Annotated in this window: 18 protein-coding genes; 8 read left to right on the top strand and 10 right to left on the bottom strand. The window is 74.1% G+C overall.

Annotated features, from left to right (window positions below):
• Positions 1-12: 12 nt before the first annotated feature.
• Entirely contained in the window at positions 13-4,578 is a 4,566-nt protein-coding gene (locus ACFC1T_RS26215; protein WP_375892320.1) for a hypothetical protein, read from the top strand.
• A gap of 19 nt (positions 4,579-4,597) precedes the next feature.
• The gene (locus ACFC1T_RS26210; protein ID WP_375892318.1) at positions 4,598-5,356 is read left to right on the top strand and encodes a metallophosphoesterase; all 759 of its coding nucleotides are present in this window, start codon (positions 4,598-4,600) and stop codon (positions 5,354-5,356) included.
• Here ACFC1T_RS26210 and ACFC1T_RS26205 read toward each other — a convergent pair.
• Both ACFC1T_RS26205 and ACFC1T_RS26200 read right to left on the bottom strand, forming a co-directional pair.
• Positions 5,349-5,777 carry a hypothetical protein gene (locus ACFC1T_RS26205; RefSeq protein WP_375892317.1) on the bottom strand — a complete coding sequence of 143 codons (429 nt, stop codon included), beginning with the start codon at positions 5,775-5,777 and terminating at the stop codon, positions 5,349-5,351. The two genes, ACFC1T_RS26210 and ACFC1T_RS26205, sit on opposite strands and share 8 nt — an antisense overlap.
• Positions 5,778-5,937: 160 nt before the next feature.
• Entirely contained in the window at positions 5,938-6,633 is a 696-nt protein-coding gene (locus ACFC1T_RS26200) for a FadR/GntR family transcriptional regulator (protein WP_375892315.1), read from the bottom strand.
• A gap of 149 nt (positions 6,634-6,782) precedes the next feature.
• Here ACFC1T_RS26200 and ACFC1T_RS26195 point away from each other — a divergent pair, with 149 nt between their 5' ends.
• A complete protein-coding gene (locus ACFC1T_RS26195; RefSeq protein ID WP_375892313.1) occupies positions 6,783-7,337 on the top strand; it encodes a gluconokinase in 555 nt (184 codons plus the stop codon).
• Between the two features lie 2 nt (positions 7,338-7,339).
• Positions 7,340-8,728 (top strand): gluconate:H+ symporter, encoded by a 1,389-nt coding sequence (locus tag ACFC1T_RS26190; RefSeq protein WP_375892421.1) that lies wholly within the window; start codon positions 7,340-7,342, stop codon positions 8,726-8,728.
• Positions 8,729-8,800: 72 nt separating this feature from the next.
• On the opposite strand, the gene ACFC1T_RS26185 is transcribed toward ACFC1T_RS26190, so the two are convergent.
• Positions 8,801-9,424, bottom strand: coding sequence for a TetR/AcrR family transcriptional regulator (locus ACFC1T_RS26185; RefSeq protein WP_375892311.1), 624 nt, complete (start codon positions 9,422-9,424; stop codon positions 8,801-8,803).
• Positions 9,425-9,507: 83 nt separating this feature from the next.
• On the opposite strand from ACFC1T_RS26185, the gene ACFC1T_RS26180 reads away from it, so the two are divergent.
• Positions 9,508-10,728 carry an amidohydrolase family protein gene (locus tag ACFC1T_RS26180; RefSeq protein WP_375892310.1) on the top strand — a complete coding sequence of 407 codons (1,221 nt, stop codon included), beginning with the start codon at positions 9,508-9,510 and terminating at the stop codon, positions 10,726-10,728.
• Positions 10,729-10,789: 61 nt separating this feature from the next.
• On the opposite strand, the gene ACFC1T_RS26175 is transcribed toward ACFC1T_RS26180, so the two are convergent.
• The 5 genes from ACFC1T_RS26175 to mmuM all read right to left on the bottom strand — a co-directional run bounded on the left by ACFC1T_RS26175 (position 10,790) and on the right by mmuM (position 17,066).
• The gene (locus tag ACFC1T_RS26175; RefSeq protein ID WP_375892308.1) at positions 10,790-12,385 is read right to left on the bottom strand and encodes an FAD-dependent oxidoreductase; all 1,596 of its coding nucleotides are present in this window, start codon (positions 12,383-12,385) and stop codon (positions 10,790-10,792) included.
• Positions 12,386-12,559: 174 nt separating this feature from the next.
• A complete protein-coding gene (glpK, locus tag ACFC1T_RS26170) occupies positions 12,560-14,080 on the bottom strand; it encodes a glycerol kinase GlpK (RefSeq protein ID WP_375892307.1) in 1,521 nt (506 codons plus the stop codon).
• 113 nt (positions 14,081-14,193) lie between these two features.
• A complete protein-coding gene (locus tag ACFC1T_RS26165; protein WP_375892419.1) occupies positions 14,194-14,904 on the bottom strand; it encodes an MIP/aquaporin family protein in 711 nt (236 codons plus the stop codon).
• 308 nt (positions 14,905-15,212) lie between these two features.
• Positions 15,213-15,977 (bottom strand): IclR family transcriptional regulator, encoded by a 765-nt coding sequence (locus tag ACFC1T_RS26160; RefSeq protein WP_375892305.1) that lies wholly within the window; start codon positions 15,975-15,977, stop codon positions 15,213-15,215.
• 144 nt (positions 15,978-16,121) lie between these two features.
• On the bottom strand, positions 16,122-17,066 hold the full coding sequence (mmuM, locus tag ACFC1T_RS26155; protein WP_375892303.1) for a homocysteine S-methyltransferase: 945 nt from the start codon (positions 17,064-17,066) through the stop codon (positions 16,122-16,124).
• A 161-nt stretch (positions 17,067-17,227) separates the two neighbouring features.
• On the opposite strand from mmuM, the gene ACFC1T_RS26150 reads away from it, so the two are divergent.
• The 3 genes from ACFC1T_RS26150 to ACFC1T_RS26140 all read left to right on the top strand — a co-directional run bounded on the left by ACFC1T_RS26150 (position 17,228) and on the right by ACFC1T_RS26140 (position 20,911).
• Positions 17,228-18,178 carry an NUDIX domain-containing protein gene (locus ACFC1T_RS26150; RefSeq protein ID WP_375892301.1) on the top strand — a complete coding sequence of 317 codons (951 nt, stop codon included), beginning with the start codon at positions 17,228-17,230 and terminating at the stop codon, positions 18,176-18,178.
• Positions 18,179-18,199: 21 nt separating this feature from the next.
• Positions 18,200-18,748, top strand: a complete 549-nt coding sequence (locus ACFC1T_RS26145) for an NUDIX domain-containing protein (protein WP_375892299.1) — start codon at positions 18,200-18,202, stop codon at positions 18,746-18,748.
• 144 nt (positions 18,749-18,892) lie between these two features.
• Entirely contained in the window at positions 18,893-20,911 is a 2,019-nt protein-coding gene (locus ACFC1T_RS26140) for an acetoacetate--CoA ligase (RefSeq protein WP_375892297.1), read from the top strand.
• A gap of 94 nt (positions 20,912-21,005) precedes the next feature.
• Here the strand turns inward: ACFC1T_RS26140 and ptsP are convergent, their stop codons facing one another.
• Together ptsP and ACFC1T_RS26130 are read right to left on the bottom strand one after the other, a co-directional pair.
• Positions 21,006-22,676 carry a phosphoenolpyruvate--protein phosphotransferase gene (ptsP, locus tag ACFC1T_RS26135; RefSeq protein ID WP_375892295.1) on the bottom strand — a complete coding sequence of 557 codons (1,671 nt, stop codon included), beginning with the start codon at positions 22,674-22,676 and terminating at the stop codon, positions 21,006-21,008.
• A gap of 103 nt (positions 22,677-22,779) precedes the next feature.
• Positions 22,780-23,229, bottom strand: a complete 450-nt coding sequence (locus ACFC1T_RS26130; protein ID WP_375892293.1) for a PTS glucose transporter subunit IIA — start codon at positions 23,227-23,229, stop codon at positions 22,780-22,782.
• Positions 23,230-23,700: the final 471 nt, after the last annotated feature.

The raw sequence follows: 23,700 nt of genomic DNA, 5'->3' as shown, positions 1-23,700 counted from the left end.
GAACCGCCGCACATGTACGAGCTCAACCGGGTCCGCCTCTACTCGATCGGACCGGCCGGCGCGCGCTACGCCGACACGGTGCTCGACCTGCGCGGCGTCGGCGAGCCCGTCGCCGACCCGGCCCCGCAGCAGATCGGCCTGTTCGGCGAGGACACCGAGGGCCCGGTCCGCCGCCCCGCCCCGGCCGGCGTGCTCTTCCTGGAGAACGGCGGCGGCAAGTCCGTCCTGCTCAAGCTGATCTTCTCGGTGATGCTCCCCGGCCACCGCAACACCCTCGGCGGCGCCAGTTCCGGCGTGCTGCGCAAGTTCCTGCTCGCCGACGACTGCGGCCACGTCGCCCTGGAGTGGCAGCACACCGTCACCGGCGAACCGATCGTGGTCGGCAAGGTCAGCGAGTGGCGCGGCCGCCAGGTCTCCTCCGACCCGCGCAAGTTCGCCGAGACCTGGTACTCCTTCCGCCCCGGCCCCGGCCTCACCCTCGACTCGCTCCCCGTCGCCGAACGGGTCAGCCTGGTCGGCGACCAGAAGGCCCGCGGCCGCCGCCGCACCATGAAGGGCTTCCGCGACGCCCTCACCGAGGCCGGCAAGGCCCACCCCCACCTCGACCTGGTCTTCGAGGACGGCCACGACCGCTGGACCGAACACCTCGGCGAACTCGGCCTCGACCCCGAACTCTTCCGCTACCAGCGCGAGATGAACGCCGACGAGGGCGAGGCGGCCGGCCTCTTCGCGGTCAAGCAGGACAAGGACTTCACCGACCTGCTGCTGCGCGCCGTCACCGACACCCGGGACACCGACGGCCTGGCCGACCTCGTCCACGGCTTCGCCGCCAAGCTCGGCCTGCGCTCCGAACTCACCGCCGAACGCGACTTCACCGCCGGCTCGCTCGACCTGCTGGAACGCATCGTCGGGGCCACCGCCGCCCGCGAGACCGTCCGCGAGGCGCACCGCACCGCCGAACGCCGCGCCCGCCGCCTCGCCCACGCCCTCACCTCCCGCGCCGCCGCCGAACGCGACCGCGCCCAGGACCTCGCCATCGAGGTCGCCGCCGCCGTGAGCGCCGTCACCGCCGCCGAGTCCGACCGCACCCGGCACAGCCTGATCGCCGACGAACTCACCCACCGGCACGCCACCCTGAGCCTCGCCGCGGCCACCGCCGAGGCCGCCACCCTGCGCCGCGAACTCATCGACGCCCGCACCCTGCACTCCGCCTGGCAGGCCGCCGAGGCCGTGCTGCGCCAGCGCGCCGCCGCCGACCGGGTCGCCCGGGTCGCCGTCGCCATCCGCGAGGCCGAACTGGACGCCGCCCCGGCGCTCGCCGCCCGCGCCCGCGCCGCCGGCGCGCTCGCCCGCGCCCTGGAAGCCGCCGCCACGGCCGCCGAGACCCGCGCCGACACCGAGGAGCAGCGCGCGAGCGAGCTCCAGGAGGACGGCGGCAAGGCCCAGTCCGCCGCCACCGAGGCCGCCACCGCCGCCCAGAAGGCCCGCAGCGAGGCCGAGCACCTGCGCCAGCGCCTCGCCGAGGTCGAGCAGGAGACCGAGGCCGCCGTCGAGGCCGGGTTCATCGACTCCGACGGCGACGCGGACCCGGCCCGCGCCGCCCTGCACGCCGCCGACGTGGAGCAGGCCGCCGCCGCGGCCCTCGCCCAGGCCCGGACCGTCGCGGAGGCCTGCGCCACCCGGCTGCGGGAGGCCGCCGCCGCCACCTCCCGCGCCGAACTCGCCGCCGAACGGGCGGGCGACGCCCGCAAGGACGCGGCCCGCGCGCTGGCCGCCGAGCAGCGCACCGCCGCCCTGCTCGCCACCGAGCAGCGCCTCGCCGACCTGCTCTCCCTCACCCCGTACCAAGAAGAGGCCGAGGAGGACGCCGGCTTCCTCACCCCCGCCGTGCTCGACCGCAACGCCGAGTACCTGCGCGAACTCCTCGACGAGGCCATCGCCACCGCCGAACGCACCCTGTTCGACCTGCGCACCGCCGCCGCCGACGACTCCCGCATCCTCGCCGCCCTCGGCGACGGCGGCCTGCTGCCGCCCGGCCCCGACGTGCTGGCCACCGTCGAGTACCTCGCCGAGCACGGCATCCCCGCCCTGCCCGGCTGGCGCTACCTCGCCCAGTCCGTCGACCCCGCCGACCACGAGGCGATCCTCGCCGCCCGCCCCGAACTGGTGGACGGCGTGGTCGTCACCGACCCGGCCTCGCTGGAGCGCGCCCGCGAGGCCCTCCAGGCCGCCGCCCTGCTGCCGCGCTCCACCGTCGCCGTCGGCGCCGCCGCCTCGTTGATCGCCCCGATCACCGACCGGCCCGCCTTCTTCCTGGTGCCGCCGAACCCGGCCATGCACGACGAGTCCGCCGCCGACGGCGAGCGCCGCGAACTGCGCGCCCGCGCCGCCGCCCGCGAGGAGCACATCCGCGAACTCGCCGGCCGGCTCGGCGCCGACCGCGCCCTCGCCGCCCGGCTCGCCTCCTGGCACGCCAGCTGCCCGCCCGGCACCCTCGCCGAACTCGCCGCCGCCGCCGAGGCCGGCCGCGAGCACGCCGAGCAGGCCGCCGCCGCCCTGGCCACCCTGCGCTCCGACCACGACGAGGCCGAGACCGACCACGCGGCCGCCGCCTCCGCCCACGAGGAGCACCGGGAGGCCGCCCAGCGCGCCCGCCGCCGCGCCGACGCCCTCTCCGGCCTCGCCTTCCGGCTGCGCGAGCGCGCCACCTGGGCCCGCCGCCAGCGCGAACTCGCCGAGGACGCCGCCGAGTGCGACCGCCGCCAGGCCGTCTGCGCCGAACGCGCCCGCACCTGCGACGAGGACCGCCGCGCCGCCCAGCGCGCCGCCGACGACGCCCGCCGCACCGTGCGCGCGCTGCGCGCCGAACGCGCCGAGATCCCCGCCGCCGAGCAGGCCGACGAGCCCGCCGAGCAGACCGCCCCCGCCGCGCTGCCCGCCCTGCGCGAGGCCTACCGGGCCGCCTCCCAGCTGTACGAGAAGGTCGGCGTCGGCGCCGACCTGCGCGCCGAGCAGGCCCGCGCCGAGGGCGACGAGGCCGCCGCCGCGACCGAGCTCGACCGCCTCACCAACAAGGTCCGCACCCGCGCCGAGGAACTCCTCGGCAGCCCCGACGGCGCCGACGGCCCCGCCCGCCAGGCCGCCGCGGCCCGCGCCGAGGAGCTGGTCGCCACCATCGAGGCCCGCTCCGCCGCCGCCAGCGAGCAGCTCGGCCGCCTGCGCGGCGAGGCCGAGCGCTCCGCCCCGGCCGACGGCGAGGCACACACCGAACTGCCCGAGGAACTCGTCCCGGCCGACCCCGAGCACGCCCAGGTCCTGCTGCGCACGGCCACCGGCCGGCTCGCCGAGTGCCGCGAGGCCGTCGACACCGCCCGCACCGCGCACGCCGACCTCCAGCGCACCTTCGACGCCGCCCAGTCCGCCGCCGCCGACTTCGACGAGCTGGCCGGCCAGCTGCGCGACGGCCTGCGCGAGCAGCAGGAGGAGGACGGCCGACCGGTCGAGCCCTACCTCGGCTCGCTGCCCGAGGCCCGCAACGCCTCCACCGACGCCCGCCGAGCCCTGCGCACGGCCGTCGGCGAGCTGTCCTCCGCCGAACTCGCCGTCCGGGACGCCTCCGACGCGCTGGTCCGGCACGCCAACGCGGCCCGCTACGAGGCCGTCCGCACCCCCGCCCGCCAGCAGATCCGCGAACTGCCCGCGTCCGCGCTGCCCGAGCACGCGGCCGCCTGGGCCACCGCCTTCGCCCCCCGGCTGCGGGTGCTCACCGACGAGCTCACCCAGCTGGAGCGCAACCGCGGCTCGATCGTCGACCGGCTGCGCGGACTGGTCGAGTCCTCGCTCACCACCCTGCGGGCCGCCCAGCGGCTGTCCCGGCTGCCCGAGGGCCTGGGGGAGTGGTCCGGCCAGGAGTTCCTGCGGATCCGCTTCGAGGACCCGGACCACACCACCCTGGTGGAGCGCCTCGGCGAGGTCATCGACGAGGCCACCCGTGCCGCCGTCCGGAAGAACAGCGACCTGCGCCGCGACGGCATGTCCCTGCTGCTGCGCGGCGTTGCCGCCGCGATCGGCCCCAAGGGCGTCAGCGTCGAGATCCTCAAGCCCGACGCGGTGCTGCGCGCCGAGCGGGTGAGCGTCGGCCAGATGTCCGACGTCTTCTCCGGCGGCCAGCTGCTCACCGCCGCCATCGCGCTCTACTGCACGATGGCCGCGCTGCGCGCCAACGACCGCGGCCAGTCCCAACTGCGGCACGCCGGCACGCTGTTCCTCGACAACCCGATCGGCCGCGCCAACGCCACCTACCTGCTGGAGCTCCAGCGCGCGGTGGCGGACGCGCTCGGCGTCCAACTGATCTACACCACCGGCCTGTTCGACACCACGGCGCTCGCCGAGTTCCCGCTGGTGATCCGCCTGCGCAACGACGCCGACCTGCGGGCCGGCCTCAAGTACATCTCGGTGGAGGAGCACCTGCGCCCGGGCCTGCCCGCCCCGCAGGACCCGGACGGCCCGACCATCCACGGCGAGATCACCGCCACCCGGATGTTCAAGCGCCCGGCGGAGGTTCCCGCCCAGCCGTGAAGTCATTAGCGTGACCGCCATGCTGACGATCGCGCACCTCAGTGACATCCACCTCGGCCAGGTCCACCGTCGGGACGGCGGCAAGCGCGCCCGGCGGCGGGCCGAGCAGGTGATGGCGTACCTCGACGCCCTGCCCGGCCCGCTGGACGCGGTGCTGGTCACCGGCGACCTCGCCGACCACGGCTCGCCCGAGGAGTACCGCCAGGTCGCCGAGGTGCTGGCGTCCCGGCACCCGGTGCTCACCTGCCCCGGCAACCACGACGTCCGGGAGCCGTACCGGGAGGTGCTGCTCGGCGAGGCGCCGTCGACGGACCCGGTCAACCGGCTGCACCGGCTGCCCGGCGTCGACGTGCTGATGCTCGACTCCTCGATACCCGGGCAGCACGACGGCCTGCTGGCGGACGCCACCCTGGACTGGCTGGACGACCGACTCGCCTCCGGAGAGCAGGAGTCGCCGGCCCTGGTGGCCTTCCACCACCCGCCGGTCGAGCTGCACGTCCCGAGCGTGGACCGGATCCGCCAGTACGGCGAGGTCCGGCTCGCACGGGTGCTCCGCCGCCACCCCCGGGTGGCCGCCCTGCTCTGCGGCCACTCCCACACCCCCGCCGCGACCACCTTCGCGGGCCTTCCGGTGCTGGTCGCGCCCGGCGTGGTGTCCACCACCACCCTGCCCTGCGAGGGCGGCCGCGGCATCACCTTCGACCACCCGCCGATGCTCGCCTTCCACGTCCTGGACGGGGACTCCCGGCTCACCACCCACTACCGGATCGTCATCTGACGGTCCGTCGGCCCCCGCCCGGCCACGTGGTCGGCGCCTGCGCCTGCGGATGCTGCGGCGACTGCGGAGGTTGCTGCGACCGGTAGGGCTGCTGCGGCGCGCTGCCCGGCCGGGGGAACGGGCGGGGCGCCAGCGGTTCGGGGGCGGCCCGGCTGCCCGCCATCGGGTGCGCGGAGTTCGGCCCGCGCATCCGCTGGGCGGCCACCTGGCGGGAGATCAGGATCTCCAGCAGGCACCACATCGTGCCGAACACCCCCAGCCCCATGGCCATCAGCGCGGGTGTCATCAGCCAACTGCCCGCGTACGAGGCCAGGGTCGCGACGACCACGCCCACCAGTGTGAAGGAGAGGCAGAGCACCGCCCGGACTGCGGCGGAGCGCACTTCGTCGGGCAGGCGGCGGCGACGGCGTGGCGCGGACATCGGGCGACCCCCAGGCGCGGATCCGGTGCTGGAACGGGGAACGGGCGCACACGAATTGCGCCCCCTTCACCTCACTCTGCCCCCGCCGAACCCGGACCATGCGTCCGAATCCACCGAACTGCCGTCAAACCGTGCCATCCGGGCAGGCGGCGGCGGGAGCTCACCCCAACTGCTGGTCGAGCTCCTCCAGGGCGCCGGTGACGATCGTCCGCATCGCCCGTTCGGCGTGCGCGGCGTCGCCGCCGCAGATCGCGTCGGCGACCTCCCGGTGCAGCCTGATCGCGTACGGCTCGGGCTGATGGGGCATCAGATGGTACTCGGTCCGGCCGGTGAGCACCGCCCCGACGGTGTCGCCGAGGTGGGCGAACATCTCGTTCCCGGAGGCGCGCAGCACGAGGGCGTGGAAGGCGATGTCGTACCCGAGGAAGGTGGTGAGGTCGGCCTCCCGGGCGGCGACCGTCAACTCCACGGCCAGCGAGCTGAGTTCGCGCCGGTCGTCGTCGCTGGCGTGGCTCGCGGCGAGCGCGGCCGCGGCCGGTTCGACGGCCACCCGCAGGGAGCCGAGCGAGCGCAGTTGGGCGGGCCGGTCGGCGCCGGCCAGCCGCCAGCGGATCACCATGGGGTCGAAGACGTCCCAGACCGACTTCGGCTGGACGGTGATCCCGACCCGCCGGCGGGACGCCACCAGGCGCATCCCCTCCAGGACGCGCACCGCCTCCCGGACGACCGTCCGGGACACCCCGAACCGTTCCTCCAGGTCCTCCGCGCGCAGCACCGCGCCCTCGGGGAGCTCCCCGGACGCGATCGCCGGCCCGAGCTCGTCAAGCACCCGGCCGGGCAGCCCCTGGATCTCCATCCGCCCAGGGTAGACGGCCGCCCCCGCGCGGCGCGCACCGCCCTGCGACCTACCCCACACTCCAAAAGTATGACGATTTGGTTTCCGGCACTTGAATACGTCATATCTTTGAGGCGATAGTGGCGGCCTGCAACGAAGGAGCACCACCGATGGCTCTCAACGTCGAGAACCGCGCCCTCCCGGGCACCCCCCTCACCGTCGTGGTGATGGGCGTCTCCGGTGTCGGCAAGACCACCCTGGCCCGCCTCCTGGCCGACCGCCTCGATCTCCCCTTCGCCGAGGCGGACGAGTTCCACCCGCCGGCCAACATCGCCAAGATGTCCGCCGGCATGCCGCTGGACGACCGGGACCGGGAACCCTGGCTGCGCGCCATCGGCGCCTGGCTCGGGGAGCGCACCGAGTCCGGCACCGGCGGCGTGGTCACCTGCTCGGCGTTGAAGCACGGCTACCGCGACATCCTGCGCGCGGCCGCCCCGGGCGCCTTCTTCCTGCACCTCAGCGGCGGTCACGAGCTGGTCGAGGACCGGCTCTCCCACCGCACCGGCCACTTCATGCCGTCGTCGCTGCTCGGATCCCAGTACGCCACCCTGGAGCCCCTGGGTGCGGACGAGCGCGGCGCCGTCCTGGACGTGGGCCCGTCCCCCGAAGAACTCGTCGAGATGGCCGTGGCGCTGCTGCGGCCCGTCAATGGAGACCTCGCGTGAGTATTGCCCCCACCCTCCTGGCGGCCGCCCCACCGGCCCTGCCGCACACCGGCAGCGACTCCCAGCTGCTGATCGCGGTGCTGCTCAGCATCGGCGCGATCGTCCTGCTGATCACCAAGCTGAAACTGCACCCGTTCCTCGCCCTCACGCTCGGCTCCGGCCTGCTGGCCGCCGTCGCGGGCGCCCCCTTCGACAAGCTGCTGAGCAGCTTCTCCACGGGCTTCGGTTCCACCGTGGCCAGCGTCGGTCTGCTGATCGGCCTGGGCGCGATGCTCGGCAAGCTGCTCGCGGACTCGGGCGGCGCCAACATCATCGCGGACACCGTGCTGTCCCGGACCGGCAACAAGGCGCTGCCCTGGGCGATGGCGCTGATCGCCGCCGTGCTCGGCCTGCCGCTGTTCTTCGAGGTCGGCGTCGTCCTGCTGATCCCGATCGTGCTGCTGGTCGCCCGCCGCGGCAACGTGCCGCTGATGCGGGTCGGCATCCCGGCCCTGGCCGGCCTGTCGGTGCTGCACGGCCTGGTGCCCCCGCACCCGGGCCCGCTGGTCGCGGTCGACGCGCTCAAGGCCGACCTCGGCATCACCCTGGCGCTCGGCCTGCTGATCGCCGTCCCGACCCTGATCATCGCCGGCCCGCTGTTCGCCCGGGTCGCCGAGCGCTGGGTGGGCCCGCTGGAGGTCCCGGCCGCCACGGCCCCCGAGGAGACCACCAGGTCCGAGCGCACCCCGTCGTTCGGCGCGGTGATGGCGACCATCCTGCTGCCCGTCGTGCTGATGCTCGGCAAGGCCCTGGCCGACGTGGTGATCGACGACCCGAAGGCGGTCGGCCAGCGGGTCTTCGACTTCATCGGCTCCCCGCTGATCGCCCTGCTCGCCGCGACCCTGCTCGCCATGCTGACCCTCGGCAGGGCGGCCGGCTTCGACCGGGCCCGGATCTCCGACACCGTCGGAAAGTCGCTCGGCCCGATCGCCGGGATCGTGTTCATCGTCGGCGCCGGCGGCGGCTTCAAGCAGACCCTGATCGACGTGGGCGTCGGCAACGCGGTGAGCGAGTGGTCCGGCAAGTGGCACATCTCCGCGCTGCTGCTGGGCTGGCTGATCGCCGTGCTGATCCGCCTGGCCACCGGCTCGGCGACGGTGGCCACCATCACCGCGGCCGGCATCGTGTCGCCGCTCGCCGCGAACATGTCCTCGACCCACGCGGCCCTGCTGGTGCTCGCGATCGGGGCCGGCTCGCTGTTCCTGTCGCACGTCAACGACGCCGGCTTCTGGCTGGTGAAGGAGTACTTCGGGATGAGCGTCGGGCAGACGCTCAAGTCCTGGTCGGTGATGGAGACGGTGATCTCGGTGGTCGCGATCGCCCTGATCATGCCGTTGAGCCTGATCATCTAGCGCGCCCGGCGCGCCTTCGCCCGCAGGGGCGGCACCCGTACCGTACGGGTGCCGCCCCTGCGGCGTTCGCGGTCAGTGCCCGAGCAGCCCCGAGAGCACCGCCGTGGTGGCCGCCAGCAGCTCCTCGGCCGCCGCGCCGCCGGCCGCCGTACGGGCCAGCACCCCCTCGCGCGCCGCCAGCACGACCGCCGCCGTCCGCCCGGCCCCGGCTCCGGCCGGCACCAGCTCGGGCAGCACCCGCTCCAGGACGTCGGCCAGCGCCCGCGCCACCGTCCGGTCGTGCGCGGCGAGCTGTTCGGCCAGCTCCGCGGACCGGGCCGCGACCAGCCGGAACTCCAGGAACAGTAGGATCCACCCGCTCTCCGCCGGCTCGACCCGCAGCAGCGCCTCGACCAGCAGCCGGGCCCGCTCCGGCGGCGCGAGCGCCTCGCAGGCGGCGGCGAGCCGCTCCAGCTCGGTGATCCGCCGGGCGGCCTGGTCGTCGAAGAGGGCCAGCAGCAGGTCCTCCTTGCCGGCGAAGTTCGAGTAGAAGGCCCCGCGGGTGTACCCGGCGGCGGCGCAGACGTCCTCGATGCTCGTCCGCGCGAAGCCGACGGAGAGGAACAGCTCGCTCGCCGCGGCGAGCAGTCGGGCCCGGGTGTGGACGCGCCGCCGGGGCGGTCGGGGAGCGGCGGCTTCGGTGGGGGGTGGGTTCACAGCAGCACGATACATGGTGTATTCAGTACGAGTCGTATTCAATACGAGCCGTACTGAACCACGCGCGGCCGAAGGAGCCGGACATGACCCGCCTGCTGATCACCAACGCCCACCTGCTCCACCCCGAGGACGGCACCCGCACCGACCCCGGCTGGCTGGAGGCCGCCGACGGCCGGATCACCGCCACCGGCACCGGCCGCCCGCCGACCGCCACCGAAGCGGTCCGGGTCCTGGACGCACGGGGCGCCACCGTGCTGCCCGGCCTGATCGACGCCCACGTCCACCTGCTGGTCACCTCGCTCGACCTGCGCGACGTCGCGAACTGGACGCCCGGCTACGCCACCGTCCGCGCCCTGGCCGAGGCCGAACGGATGCTGCGCCGCGGCTTCACCACCGTCCGCGACGTCGGCGGCGCCGACCACGGCATGGCCCGCGCCCTGGCCGAGGGCCTCGTCCCCGGTCCGCGCCTGCTGCACGGCGGCAAGGCGCTCTCCCAGACCGGCGGCCACGGCGACCTGCGCCCGCTCGGTGACGACTCGCTGCCCTGCTGCGAGGCCCGCCCCCACTTCGGCCGGATCGCCGACGGTGTGGACGCGGTGCGCGCCGCCGCCCGGGACGAGTTCCGCAAGGGCGCCCGGCACCTCAAGGTGCTGCTCTCCGGCGGCGTCGCCTCCCCGCACGACGAGATCGCCGCGGTCCAGTACAGCGAGGAGGAGATCCGGGCGGCCGTCGAGGAGGCCGAGAACCACAACCGCTACGTCACCGTGCACGCCTACCACCCGCGCGCGATCGACCGCGCCCTGCGGGCCGGCGTGCGCTGCGTCGAACACGGCAACCTGCTGGACGGCACCACCGTCGCGCTGCTGCTGGAGAAGGACGCCTTCCTGGTCCCCACCCTGGTCGCCTACGAGCGGACCGCGAAGCTCGGCGCCGCCTCCGGCCTGCCGCCGGCCTCACTGGCCAAGCTCGCCGAGGTCCGCGACCGCGGCCTGGAGGCCCTGGAGCTCGCCCACCGCGCGGGCGTCAACCTGGTCTACGGCAGCGACCTGCTCGGCCCGCTGCACCACGCCCAGCTGGAGGAGTTCACCCTGCGCGCCCAGGTCCAGCCGGCCCCCGACGTGCTCCGCTCGGCGACCACCACGGCGGCCCGGCTGCTCGGCCTGGCGGGGGAGATCGGCACCCTCGCCCCGGGCGCGCACGCGGACCTGCTGGTCGTCGACGGCGACCCGCTGGCCGACCTCACCGTGCTGACCCGCCCGGAGCGGCACCTCCGGCACGTGGTCAGGGCGGGCGCCGTGGTGTGAAAACGCGGGCGGGCGCCCGGGGAAACCCCGAACGCCCGCCCGCCGTACCGCAGTTACGCGTCTACTTGTTCCCGCGCTTCGCGAGGAAGGCCTCGACCTCGTCCCGGATCTCCGGGGTGTCCAGCCCGCGCACCGTCATGGTGGTGCGGCGGCGCAGCACGTCGTCCGTGGTGTACGCCCACTCGTTGTCGGCCGCGTAGGCGACCTGCGCCCAGACGTCCGGGCCGTCGGCGTGGATCGGCCGGCCGAGCTCCGGGTTCTCGTCGATCATGCGGGCGATGTCGAAGGACAGGGTGCCGTAGTGGCTGGCCAGGTGCTTGGCGACCAGCGGCTCCATCCGCGAGCCCGGCTCGCGGTCGATCAGCAGCCGGTGCGCGACGGCGTTCGGCGCGCCGACGCCCGGCAGCGGGACGGTCGGGGCGATCGGGGACATGTCCTCGGCGAGGCCGGTGCCGGGCACGTGGGCCAGCTTCTCCAGCACCGCGCGGCCGATGTGCCGGTAGGTGGTCCACTTGCCGCCGGAGACCGACAGCATGCCGCCGCGGCCCTCGGTGACGACGGTCTCGCGCTTGGCGGCGGCGGTGTCACCCGGGCCGCCGGGCAGCACGCGCAGGCCGGCGAAGGAGTAGGTGATCAGGTCGCGGTCGAGGTGCTCGTCGCGGATCGCGTGTGCGGCCTCGCCCATGATCTGGTCGATGTCCGCCTCGGTGGCCCGGACGTCCTTCGGGTCGCCGGTGTACTCCTCGTCGGTGGTGCCGAGGAGGACGTGGTCCTCCCACGGGATGGCGAAGGAGACGCGGTACTTGTCGATCGGGATGGTCAGCGCGGCGCGCCACGGCGAGCGGCGCTTGACGACGACGTGGGCGCCCTTGGAGAGGCGGATCGACGGCGCGGCGCCGGCGTCCTCCATCGTGCGCAGGTGGTCGACCCACGGGCCGGTGGCGTTGAGCACCAGGCGGGCGTTCACGCCGAACTCGCTGCCGTCCAGGCGGTCGCGCAGCTCGGCGCCGGTGACCCGGCCGCCGGTGAAGCGCAGACCGGTGACCTCGGCGTGGTTGAGGACCACGGCGCCGGCGTCGACGGCGGCGCGCACGGTCATCACCGCGACGCGCGAGTCGTTCATCTGGTGGTCGCCGTAGACGGCCACCGAGCGCAGGCCCTCGGTGCGCAGCGCGGGCACCTGCTGGGCGGCGTGCGCGGCGGTGGAGACCCGGCCCATGCCGTCGCGGAAGGCGGACAGCGCCGAGTAGAGGAACACGCCGGCGCCGAGCTTGGCCGCGCCGTGCGGGCCGCCCTTGTAGACCGGCACGAAGAAGGTCAGCGGGTTGACCAGGTGCGGGGCCACGTCGGTGGAGAGCGCGCGGCGCTCCTTGTGGTTCTCGGCGACGAGCTTGACCGCGCCGGTCTGCAGGTAGCGCAGACCGCCGTGGACGAGCTTGGAGGAGGCGCTGGAGGTGGCGCCGGCGAAGTCGCCGGCGTCGACCATGGCGACCTTCAGGCCGGCCTGGGACGCGGTCCAGGCGACGGCCGTGCCGAGGATGCCGCCCCCGATCACCAGCAGGTCGTAGGTGGCCTTGCCGAGCAGCTCACGGGTCTCGGCGCGGGAAGCGGTGCGGCCGGCGGTGCGCTCGGCGCCCAGGGTCGGGATGGTTGCCATGGTGGTTGTGTACGGCGCGCTGTTCCGGCTGCGCCGTTACTCCTCTCGGGTGCGGTGCGGCCCCTGCTGGAGAGGCCGGTCGGCCCGGTGCGGCGGGCCGGTGGAACACGGTTGCGCCCGGTGCCGGAACAGCGGGCGGCCGGCCGGGGCACGGGGCCCCGACCGGCGGGTCGGTCAGTTGGTCTCTTCCTCCTCCACCCAGCCCATGGTGCGCTCCACGGCCTTGAGCCACTTCTTGTACTCGCGCTCCCGGGTGTCCTCGTCCATGCGCGGGGTCCACTCGGCGGCGCGGTGCCAGTTGGCCCGCAGGGTGTCGAGGTCGTTCCAGAAGCCGACGGCGAGACCGGCCGCGTAGGCGGCGCCGAGGGCGGTGGTCTCGGCCACGTACGGGCGCTCGACCGGGGCGTCCAGGACGTCGGCGATGTTCTGCATGAGCAGGTTGTTGCTGGTCATGCCGCCGTCGACCTTGAGGGCGGTGAGCTCGACGCCGGAGTCCTTCTGCATGGCGTCGACGACCTCGCGGGTCTGCCAGGCGGTGGCCTCCAGGACGGCCCGGGCCAGGTGGCCCTTGGTGACGTACCGGGTCAGACCGGCGATCACACCGCGGGCGTCGGAGCGCCAGTACGGGGCGAACAGGCCGGAGAAGGCCGGGACGAAGTAGGCGCCGCCGTTGTCCTCGACGGTGTTGGCGAGGGTCTCGATCTCGGCGGCGGTGGAGATGATGCCGAGCTGGTCGCGCAGCCACTGGACGAGCGAGCCGGTGACGGCGATCGAGCCCTCCAGCGCGTAGACCGGGGCCTGGTCGCCGATCCGGTAGCCGACCGTGGTCAGCAGGCCGTGGTACGAGTTGACGATCTTCTCGCCGGTGTTCAGCAGCAGGAAGGTGCCGGTGCCGTAGGTCGACTTGGCCTCGCCCTCGTTGAAGCAGGTCTGGCCGAACAGGGCGGCCTGCTGGTCGCCGAGCGCGGCGGCGACCGGGACGCCGGCCAGGTCGCCGACGGCCTCGCCGTAGACCTCGGCGGAGGAGCGGATCTCCGGGAGGACGGTCAGCGGCACGCCCATCGAGTCGGCGATCTTCTCGTCCCACGCCAGGGTGTTCAGGTTCATCAGCATGGTGCGGCTGGCGTTGGTCACGTCGGTGACGTGCTTGCCGCCGTTCACACCGCCGGTGAGGTTCCAGATCACCCAGGTGTCCATGGTGCCGAACAGGATGTCGCCGGCCTCGGCGCGCTCGCGCAGGCCCTCGACGTTGTCCAGCAGCCAGCGGATCTTCGGGCCGGCGAAGTAGCTGGCCAGCGGGAGGCCGGTCTCGCGGCGGAAGCGGTCCTGGCCGACGTTGCGGCCCAGTTCGCGGCAGAGCGCCTCGGTGCGGGTGTCCTGCCACACCAGCGCGTTGTGCACCGGCTCACCGGTGTTCTTGTCCCACAGGACGGTGGTCTCGCGCTGGTTGGTGATGCCGATCGCGCGGATGTCGTCCTTGGTCAGGCCGGCCTTCTCCAGCGCACCGCGGACGACCGACTGCACCCGGGTCCAGATCTCGGCGGCGTCGTGCTCGACGTAGCCGGGCTGGGGGAAGATCTGCCGGTGCTCCTGCTGGTCGACGGAGACGATCCGGCCGTCGGCGCCGAAGATGATGCAGCGGCTGGAGGTGGTGCCCTGGTCGATCGCGGCGATGTAGTTACCGGTGGAGGTCATGTGGAGGGTCCTCGGCTCAAGTTCGGGGGTTACGGGGTGGGTGGGCCTGACACGGACGTTCGTTACCCGTACGTCCGGTCAGTCCCCGTGCTCGGCGGTTTCCAACCGGGCCTTTAGAACAGGGCGTTGTAGACGCCGCCGGCCGCGAGGCCGCCCAGGATCGGGCCGACGACCGGGATCCAGGCGTACGACCAGTCCGAGCCGCCCTTGTTCGGGATCGGCAGGAAGGTGTGGGCGATGCGCGGGCCGAGGTCGCGGGCCGGGTTGATCGCGTAGCCGGTCGGGCCACCGAGGGAGAGGCCGATGCCCACGACGGTGAGGGCGACGATCAGGGTGCCCATGCCGCTGTCGCCCAGGCCCTTGGTGGTGCCGAGGGTGAGGATCGCCATGCAGAGCACGAAGGTGCCGATGACCTCGGTGATCACGTTCTGGAGCGGGTTCCGGATCTCGGGCCCGGTCGAGAAGATGCCGAGGGTGGGCTCCTTGTTGGCCTGGAACTGGCCGAGGTAGGCGAGCCAGACCATGACGGCGCCGATGATCGCGCCGAGCAGCTGGGAGCCGATGTAGAGCGGCACCTGGCTCCACTCGCCGGTCTTGACGGCGATGGCGATGGTGACGGCCGGGTTGAGGTGGGCGCCGGACTTGGCCCCGGTCATGTAGGCGGCGATGAGGACCGCGAAGCCCCAGCCGAAGGTGATCGCCAGCCAGCCGGCGTTGAAGGCCTTCGACTTCTTGAGGGTCACGGCGGCGCAGACGCCGCCGCCGAGGAGTATCAGGGCGGCGGTGCCGAGGGTTTCGCCGACGAAGACGTCGCCGTTGGAGATGGCGGACACAAAGACTCCCTTGTCATGGCCCGAAGTGCGGGTGGGGGCAGGTGGCCGGTGGATCCCTGTGCGGGTGAGCGCGCCGTGGGAGTGATCTTCCCGGCCATCGTTCGACAATGTCGACCGTCATGCGGAAGCTTCCTCCCCAGGTCGGCCCCGCGTCAAGGCGGGGTTACGCAGCTGTGACCCTTCCCTCGGAAGGTCCCCCGAAGTTACCCAGCGGAGCGGCCCGAATCGGGGCAAAACGCCAAGGCGCGGACAGGCTCACCGCCCGTCCGCGCCTCAGCGTGACGAATCGACCGCGTTGCTCAGAACCGCCCGGCGCCCAGGTCGCGGGAGATCGCCCGCGCCGCGCTGCGCACCGAGGCCACCAGCGAGGGCTTCACGAAGCCGTCCTCGCAGACCCGCTCGACCGGCCCGTTGATGCACACCGCGCCCACCGGGTTGCGCCGCCGGTCCTGGATCAGCGCCGCGATCGAGGCCACGCCGTCCCAGGTCTCCTCGATCGAGTCCGCCCAGCCGCGCTCGCGGATCAGCGCGCACTCGGCGTCCAGGTCGCTCGCCTCGGTCAGCGTCCGCACGGTGTACGACTCGTACGGACCGTCGCCCAACTCCCCGCGCGCGACCGGGTCGTAGGCCACCAGGACCTTGCCGATCGCGGTGCTGTGCAGCGGCTGCATCGAGCCGACCTCCAGCACCTGCCGGGTGTCGTCGGGCCGGAACACGTGGTGCACGATCAGCACGCCCTGCTGGTGCAGCACCCCCAGGTAGACGGTCTCCCCGGCCGCCCGGGCCAGGTCGTCCGCCCAGACCAGCGCCCGCGCCCGCAGCTCGTGCACGTCCAGGTAGCTCTGTCCCAGCCGCAGCAGCTCGGCGCCCAGCTGGTACTTGCCGCTCTCCGGGTCCTGCTCGACGAACCCCTCCTGCTGCAGCGTGCGCAGGATGCCGTGCGCGGTGCCCTTGGCGAGGTCCAGTGCCGTCGCGACCTCGGACAGCCCCAGGCGGCGCTCGCCGCCGGCCAGCAGGCGCATGATCGCGGCGGCCCGGGAGAGCGACTGGATCGGGCCGGGCATGGATACCTCCGGACGACAGGCGGTCGACATTGTCGACCGCAGTGGTGACGGGACGAGTCTGCCAGGCCGCCGTCCGTCCGTGCACCTTCCCCCTCGGTAACCCGCGCTCGACCCGGTGTTAACCTTCCGCGCCCGCGCCGTCCGCTACCCTTCCACCCCGCTGAGCAGCCCGCGCCGCACCGACACCTCGGCCGCCAGCGCGGCGATCCCGTCGGTGCCGACCCGGCAGCAGCCGCCGACCAGGCGCGCGCCGTCCGCCAGCCAGCCGCCCACCCGCGCCGAGCGGAAGGTCGGCTCCCCGCGCCAGTCCCGGCGGTCCGGGTCCCAGTGCTCCCCGCTGTTCGGGTAGACCACCACCGGCTTCCCGGTCACCTCCGCGGCCACCGCCACTGCCAGGTCCGCGTCCCGCGGAGTGCAGCAGTTCACACCCACCGCCAGCACCTCGTCCACCTCCGCGGCCAGCGCGAACGCCTCCTCCAAGGGCTGCCCGGCCCTGGTCCGGCCGTCCGCCACGCTGTACGACAGCCAGGCCGGCACCCCCAGCCCGCGCACCAGCTCCAGCAGCGCCCGCGCCTCGTCCGCGTCCGGCACCGTCTCCAGCGCCAGCACGTCCGGCCGGGCCGCCGCCAGCACCTCCAGCCGGGGCCGGTGGAACGCCACCAGCTCCGCGTGGTCCAGCCCGTACCGGCCCCGGTACTCCGAACCGTCCGCCAGCACCGCCCCGTACGGGCCGACCGAGGCCGCCACCCAGCGCCGCCGGCCGCCCGGCTCGGCCCGCGCCGCCTCCCGGGCCAGCTCCACGCTGCTCGCCAGCAACCGGGCCGCCGCCGCGTGCCCCACCCCGCGCCGGGCGAAGCCCGCGAAGCTCGCCTGGTAGCTCGCCGTGATCGCGACGTCGGCCCCCGCCGCGAAGTACGCCCGGTGCGCCGCCACCACGGCGTCCGGGTCGTCCGCGAGCAGCCGCGCCGACCACAACGCGTCCGACAGGTCGTGCCCCGCGGAGGCCAGCTGGTTGGACATCCCGCCGTCCAGGACCAGCGGGCCGGCCGCCAGCGCCGTGGCGAAGTCCGGCGGGGGAGCAGTGGGCATCTCGGTCTCCTCGGGCGCGGTCGTTCCTGGTCACAGCCTAGAAGCCGGAGCCCCCCGCCGACCGGGAAAACCGTTTGCCGCCGGGGAACGGAGTCGTTACGTTGTGCTCATCCCGAGAACGACAGCACCAGGTGCCCCAGGGGCGCGGAGAGGAGCCGGCGATGGCAGCGGACGACGCGTCCCCCCAGCCCGCCGCCGGGCCCACGGCCGAGCAGGAGTGGCTCGCCGCGTACGACCCGCGCGCCTACGCCCCGATCGCCGTCACCGTCGACGTGGTGGCCCTGACGCTGCGCGGCGGCCGGCTGCACGTGCTGCTGGTCGAGCGCGGCGCCCCGCCCTACCAGGGCTGCTGGGCGCTGCCCGGCGGCTTCCTGCGGGCGGGGGAGGAGGGCCTCGACGAGGCCGCCGCCCGCGAACTCGCCGAGGAGACGGGCCTCCAGGGCGTCTCCGAGGCCGAGGCCGCGCTCTGCCGCCTGCACCTCGAACAACTCGGCACCTACGGCGCCCCCGAGCGGGACCCGCGGATGCACGTCGTCTCCGTCGCCTACCTGGCCTTCGCCCCGGACCTGCCCGACCCGCAGGCCGGCACGGACGCCGCGGCCGCCGCCTGGCACCCGGTGGCCGATCTCGACCCGGCCCCGCGGCCCTCGGACCGCGCCCCAGCCGCCGGTGTGCCCGCCGACACCCACGGGGGTGGCGTCGACGGGCACACCGGCCCCCCGCCGGTCGCACCGCAGCCGATCCGGCTCGCCTTCGACCACGCCCGCATCCTGGCCGACGGCCTCGACCGGGTGCGCGCCAAGCTGGAGTACAGCCCGCTCGCCACCGCTTTCCTGCCCCACGACTTCACCATCCCCGACCTCCGCGCCGTCTACGAGGCCGTCTGGGACGAGAAGCTCCACCCCGGCAACTTCCACCGCAAGGTCCTCTCCGCCCCCGGCTTCGTCGAGAGCACCGGCACCACCACCCAGCGCGGCGGCGCCCGCGGCGGCCCCCGCGCCCGCACCTACCACGCCGGCGGCGCCCGACTGCTGCACCCCGCCCTGCTCCGCCCCGCCCGCGAGGACGGCCCGGGCCCCGGCGCACCCGCCACCGACGACCGGCCCCGCTGAGCCCCGGGCTACCATCCGCCCATGACCACCGACGAAGCGACCCGCACCACCCACCGGCCGTTCTCCCACTGCCACTTCTGCGGCACGCCGTACGCGCCCGGCACCGACGGCTGGCCCCGCACCTGCCCCGGCTGCGCCGAGATCAGCTACCGCAACCCGCTGCCCGTCGCCGTCACCGTCCTGCCCGTCACCCGGCCCGACGCCGAGCCGGCCCTGGTCGTCATCCGTCGCACCATCGAACCCGGCTACGGCGAACTCGCCTTCCCCGGCGGCTACATGGACTTCGGCGAGAGCTGGCAGCAGGCCTGCGTGCGCGAACTCGCCGAGGAGACCGGCATCCTGGCCGACGCCGCCGACGTCCGCCTGATCCACACGGCCTCCGACCCCAACGGCCGCTTCATCATGCTCTGCGGACTCCTCCCCGCCCGCCCGCTCGCCGAACTCCCGCCCTCCCTCCCCACCGACGAGACCGAGGGCTGGCTGCTCGCCACCGCCGACACCGCGCTGGTCTGGGACTTCCACAACGGCATCCTGCGCCGCTGGTTCGACGGCGAGTTCACCCCCCGCTGAGGGGCGGCCCGCCGAGGGGTGGCGCAACGCCCGGCCGACCCTGGCGCAGCGGCCGCTCGCATGGCATGGTCTGCACCGACAGCCCAACCGGACGGGTTGGCCACGAGCTCACCCGTCCCCACCACCGGCCGGGAGACCACCACCGTGAGCACCCCAACCCAGGACCAGCCGCTCTGGCGCCCCAACCCCGCTCGCGCCGCCGCCACCAGCCTGGTCGCCTTCCAGGCCTGGGCCGCCGAACACCACGGAGCCCCGGCCGCCCCGCTCGCTCCGGCCGCCGACGACCAGCAGGCCGCCCAGCGCTACGCGGACCTGCACGCCTGGTCCACCGCCGACCTCGACCGCTTCTGGACCGCGGTGACGCAGTGGTTCGACGTCCGCTTCACCGAGGCCCCCGAGGCCGTCCTCGCCGACCCGGCCATGCCCGGCGCCCGCTGGTTCCCCGGCGCCCGCCTCAACTACGCCGAGCACGCCCTGCGCGCCGCCGAGGACGAGGCGAACGCCGACCGCCCGGCGATCCTCCACCTGGACGAGACCACCGAGCAGCCGGCCGCCCTCAGCTGGTCCGAACTGCGCCGCCAGGTCGGCTCGCTGGCCGCCGCCCTGCGCGCCCGCGGCGTCCGCCCCGGCGACCGGGTCAGCGCCTACCTGCCGAACATCCCGCAGGCCGCCGTCGCGCTGCTCGCCACCGCCGCCGTCGGCGCCGTCTGGACCAGCTGCGCCCCCGACTTCGGCGCCCGCAGCGTCCTCGACCGCCTCCAGCAGATCGAACCCGCGGTCCTCTTCGCCGTCGACGGCTACCACTACGGCGGCAAGGACCACGACCGCACCGAGGTCGTCGCGGAGCTGCGCCGCGAACTCCCCAGCCTGCACACCGTGGTGCACGTCCCGCTGCTCGGCGCCCCGGCCCCCGAGGGCGCCCTCCGGTGGGAGGACCTGGTCGCCGAGGACGTGGCGCCGGTGTTCGAGCCGGTCCCCTTCGACCACCCGCTCTGGGTCCTCTACTCCTCCGGCACCACCGGCCTGCCCAAGGCCATCGTCCAGAGCCAGGGCGGCATCCTGCTCGAACACCTCAAGCAGGCCGGCCTCCACCTCGACCTCGGCCCCCGGGACCGCTTCCTCTGGTACACCTCCACCGGCTGGATGATGTGGAACTTCCTGCTGGCCGGCCTCCTGGTCGGGGCCACGATCGTCACCTACGACGGCAGCCCCGGCCACCCCGACACCGGCGCCCTGTGGTCCGTCGCCGCCCGCACCCGCGCCACCGTCCTCGGCACCTCCGCCGCGTACGTCATCGCCAGCCGCAAGGCCGAGCTGCACCCCGGCCGCGAACTCGACCTCTCCGCCGTCCGCTGCATCGGCACCACCGGCTCCCCGCTCCCGCCGGACGGCTTCCGCTGGATCTACGACGAGGTCAAGCAGGACGTCTGGCTCGCCTCGGTCAGCGGCGGCACCGACGTCTGCTCCTGCTTCGTCGGCGGCGTCCCCACCCTGCCCGTGTACCTCGGCGAGATCCAGGCCCCCTGCCTGGGCGCCGCCGTCGAGTCCTGGGACGTCCAGGGCCACCCGCACACCGACACCGTCGGCGAGCTCGTCGTCACCAAGCCGATCCCGTCGATGCCCACCGGCTTCTGGAACGACCCCGAGGGCACCCGGTACCACGACAGCTACTTCGACACCTACCCCGGCATCTGGCGCCACGGCGACTGGATCACCGTCACCTCCCGGGGCACCGTCGTCATCCACGGCCGCTCCGACTCCACCCTCAACCGCCAGGGCGTCCGGATGGGCTCCTCGGACATCTACGAGGTGGTCGAGCGTCTCCCCGAGATCGCCGAGTCCCTGGTCATCGGCCTGGAGGAGCCCGACGGCGGCTACTGGATGCCGCTGTTCGTCGTCCTCGCCCCCGGCGCCGAACTCGACGACGACCTCATCGGCCGCATCCGCACCTCGCTGCGCACCGAGCTCTCCCCGCGCCACGTCCCGGACGAGGTGATCGTCGTCCGCGGCCTGCCGCACACGCTGACCGGCAAGCGCATCGAGGTCCCGGTCAAGCGGATCCTCTCCGGTACCCCGCTGGAGCAGGCCGTCAACCCCGGTTCGGTCGACAACCTCGACCACCTGCGCTTCTTCGAGCGGCTCCGGGTCGACCGCCAGGCCTGACCGACCCGGGCGAACGCCGAAGGGGCGCCCCCACCGGTGCGGTGGGGGCGCCCCTTCAGCGTTTCCCGGGTCCTACTCTTCCCGGTCCCGGCTCCTACTCGCCGGAGAGCACCTGCTGCGCGGCGGCCCGCGCCTCCTCGGCGCTGTCCGCGGCCCGGGCCGCCTCGGCGGCCCGGCGGCACTGCGCCAGCGTGTACTTCGCCAGCGTGCTCCGGACGTAGGGGATCGAGGCCGAGCCCATGGAGAGGCTGGTGACGCCCAGACCGGTCAGCACCACGGCCAGCAGCGGGTCGGACGCCGCCTCACCGCAGACGCCACAGCTCTTGCCGGTCGCCTGCGCGGCCTCGGCGGCCGCGGCGACCAGGTCCAGCAGCGCCGGCTGCCACGGGTCCTGCAGCCGGGCCAGCGCACCGACCTGACGGTCGGCGGCGAAGGTGTACTGGGCCAGGTCGTTGGTCCCCAGCGACAGGAACTCGACCTCCTGGAGGATCGACCGGGCCCGCAGCGCGGCCGACGGGATCTCCACCATCGCACCGAACTTGGCGTCCAGCCCGGCCTCGCGGCACGCGGCGGCGAAGTCCGCGGCGTCCTTGCGGTCGGCCACCATCGGGGCCATCACCTCAAGGTGCACCGGCAGGCCCGCGGCCGCCGTGGCCAGCGCCCGCAGCTGGGTGCGCAGCACCTCCGGGTGCTCCAGCAGGGTGCGCAGACCGCGCACGCCCAGCGCCGGGTTCGGCTCGTCGGCCGGGGTCAGGAAGTCCAGCGGCTTGTCCGCGCCCGCGTCCAGCGCCCGGACCACGACCCGGCCCTCCGGGAAGGCCTCCAGCACCTTGCGGTACGCCTCGACCTGCTTCTCCTCGCTGGGAGCCTTCGCCGAGTCGTCCAGGAACAGGAACTCGGTACGGAACAGGCCGACGCCCTCCGCACCGTTCTCCAGCGCGGCCGGCACGTCCGCCGGGCCGCCCACGTTGGCGAGCAGCGGCACCCGGTGCCCGTCCGAGGTCTGCCCCGGGCCGGAGGAGGCGGCCAGCGCGGCCTTGCGCTCGGCGGCGACCGCCCGCAGCTCGTCCTGCTTCTCCTGCGACGGGTCCAGCAGCACGTCGCCCGAACTGCCGTCCACCGCGACGACGGTGCCCTCGGCGACGTCCGTCGCCCCCGACAACGCGACCACGGCCGGCACGCCCATGGCCCGCGCCAGGATGGCGCTGTGGCTGGTCGGCCCGCCCTCCTCGGTCACGAAGCCGAGCACCAGCGTCGGGTCCAGCAGCGCGGTGTCGGCCGGCGCCAGGTCCCGCGCGAACAGCACGTACGGCTCGTCGCTGTCCGGCACGCCCGGCATCGGCACGCCCAGCAGGCGCGCCACGATGCGGTTGCGCACGTCGTCCAGGTCGGCGACACGCCCGGCCAGGTACTCCCCGGCGGAGGCCAGCAGCGCCCGGTAGGCCGCGAAGGCGTCGTACACGCCGCGCTCGGCACTGCTGCCGACGGCGATCCGGCGGGACACGTCGGCCATCAGCTCCGGGTCCTGCGCCATCAGCGCCTGGGCCTCCAGCACGGCCTGCGCCTCGCCGCCGGCCAGGTTGCCGCGCGCGATCAGGTCGGCCGCGACCGCCTCGACGGCCGCCTGGGCGCGTGCCTGCTCACGCGGGGCGTCCTCGGTCGGGATCTGGGTGGCCGGGGGCTCCAGGACCGCCGTACCCATGTGCCGCACCTGGCCGATCGCGACCCCGTGGCTGACCCCCACGCCGCGCAGTGTCTTCTCCATGTTCCTGTTTCTCCGCTGAGAGGAGCGGCCCCGCCGGGAACCGCTGAGTGCCGGGTCGCCCCGTCAACTCCTGCGGGGCGGGTGTGTGTCGGTGACCGAGGGGTCAGTTCCAGCTGAACAGCTGGTCGCCGGCCTGGGCCTCGCCGGACTCGACCAGGTTGCCCAGGGAGTCGGGAGCGGCCTCCAGCGCCACGATCGGCGAGATCGGCGACTTGCCGGCGGCCTCGACCGCGGCCGGGTCCCACCGGATCACGGCCTGACCGCGGGTCACCGTGTCGCCCTTGTTGACGAGCAGCTCGAAGCCCTCACCGTTCAGCTGCACCGTGTCGATCCCCAGGTGGGTCAGCACACCGTGCCCGTCCGCGTCCACCACCACGAAGGCGTGCGGGTGCATGGAGACCACGACGCCGTCCACCGGAGCGACCGCCTCGGTGGGCTCGCGAACCGGGTCGATCGCGGTGCCCGGGCCGACCATCGCGCCCGAGAACACCGGGTCCGGAACGCCCGCGAGCCCGACGACCTGTCCGGTCAGCGGCGACGTCACAGTGGTCATGGTTGTGCCTCCCAAGTACGCAATACAGCGAAGCGGCCGCGAGCGCGGCGCGACGATCAACTGAAGCCTAAATCATGTCAACTTCGGACATCTGTTGACATTCCCGGGCGAAGACCCACGCCCCCACCCGTCTACCGACCGGCGTCACATCGACCCGCGACTGGTCTAGTCCTCTTAGCCGATGCGCCGCACTCTACAGCCATCTTGGCGAACCGGGACCATTGCTGTATATGCTCGCGAGAGCAACAAATCATGCCGCCGTCCGGGTGACCCGTGGCGAGCCTCGATTCGCGCTCCGGCAACCGACCCGCTATGGTTGGCCGAGTCGCCACAACTTGGCGGTTAACACCAGATTTCAGATGCAAAAAGCCCCGGTAAACGGAGCGGAAAACATCTGGTAAGCTGGAAACACGAAAGAACGAAGCGCCCGGAGGGCCCGCTGGAAGGCGGTCCGAAGGAAGCGTCCGTTCC

The organism is Kitasatospora sp. NPDC056076 (genome assembly GCF_042266305.1).
Lineage (GTDB): Bacteria > Actinomycetota > Actinomycetes > Streptomycetales > Streptomycetaceae > Kitasatospora.
Note: the sequence above shows the minus strand (reverse complement) of the source record. Positions and strands in the feature narration are given on the sequence as shown.

Excerpts from the sequence above, each read along its gene's own strand:
- ACFC1T_RS26215 (WP_375892320.1), top strand. The coding sequence starts at position 13 with ATGTACGAGCTCAACCGGGTCCGCCTCTACTCGATCGGACCGGCCGGC.
- ACFC1T_RS26210 (WP_375892318.1), top strand. The coding sequence starts at position 4,598 with ATGCTGACGATCGCGCACCTCAGTGACATCCACCTCGGCCAGGTCCAC.
- ACFC1T_RS26205 (WP_375892317.1), bottom strand. The coding sequence starts at position 5,777 with ATGTCCGCGCCACGCCGTCGCCGCCGCCTGCCCGACGAAGTGCGCTCC.
- ACFC1T_RS26200 (WP_375892315.1), bottom strand. The coding sequence starts at position 6,633 with ATGGAGATCCAGGGGCTGCCCGGCCGGGTGCTTGACGAGCTCGGGCCG.
- ACFC1T_RS26195 (WP_375892313.1), top strand. The coding sequence starts at position 6,783 with ATGGCTCTCAACGTCGAGAACCGCGCCCTCCCGGGCACCCCCCTCACC.
- ACFC1T_RS26180 (WP_375892310.1), top strand. The coding sequence starts at position 9,508 with ATGACCCGCCTGCTGATCACCAACGCCCACCTGCTCCACCCCGAGGAC.
- ACFC1T_RS26175 (WP_375892308.1), bottom strand. The coding sequence starts at position 12,385 with ATGGCAACCATCCCGACCCTGGGCGCCGAGCGCACCGCCGGCCGCACC.
- glpK (WP_375892307.1), bottom strand. The coding sequence starts at position 14,080 with ATGACCTCCACCGGTAACTACATCGCCGCGATCGACCAGGGCACCACC.
- ACFC1T_RS26160 (WP_375892305.1), bottom strand. The coding sequence starts at position 15,977 with ATGCCCGGCCCGATCCAGTCGCTCTCCCGGGCCGCCGCGATCATGCGC.
- mmuM (WP_375892303.1), bottom strand. The coding sequence starts at position 17,066 with ATGCCCACTGCTCCCCCGCCGGACTTCGCCACGGCGCTGGCGGCCGGC.
- ACFC1T_RS26150 (WP_375892301.1), top strand. The coding sequence starts at position 17,228 with ATGGCAGCGGACGACGCGTCCCCCCAGCCCGCCGCCGGGCCCACGGCC.
- ACFC1T_RS26145 (WP_375892299.1), top strand. The coding sequence starts at position 18,200 with ATGACCACCGACGAAGCGACCCGCACCACCCACCGGCCGTTCTCCCAC.
- ptsP (WP_375892295.1), bottom strand. The coding sequence starts at position 22,676 with ATGGAGAAGACACTGCGCGGCGTGGGGGTCAGCCACGGGGTCGCGATC.
- ACFC1T_RS26130 (WP_375892293.1), bottom strand. The coding sequence starts at position 23,229 with ATGACCACTGTGACGTCGCCGCTGACCGGACAGGTCGTCGGGCTCGCG.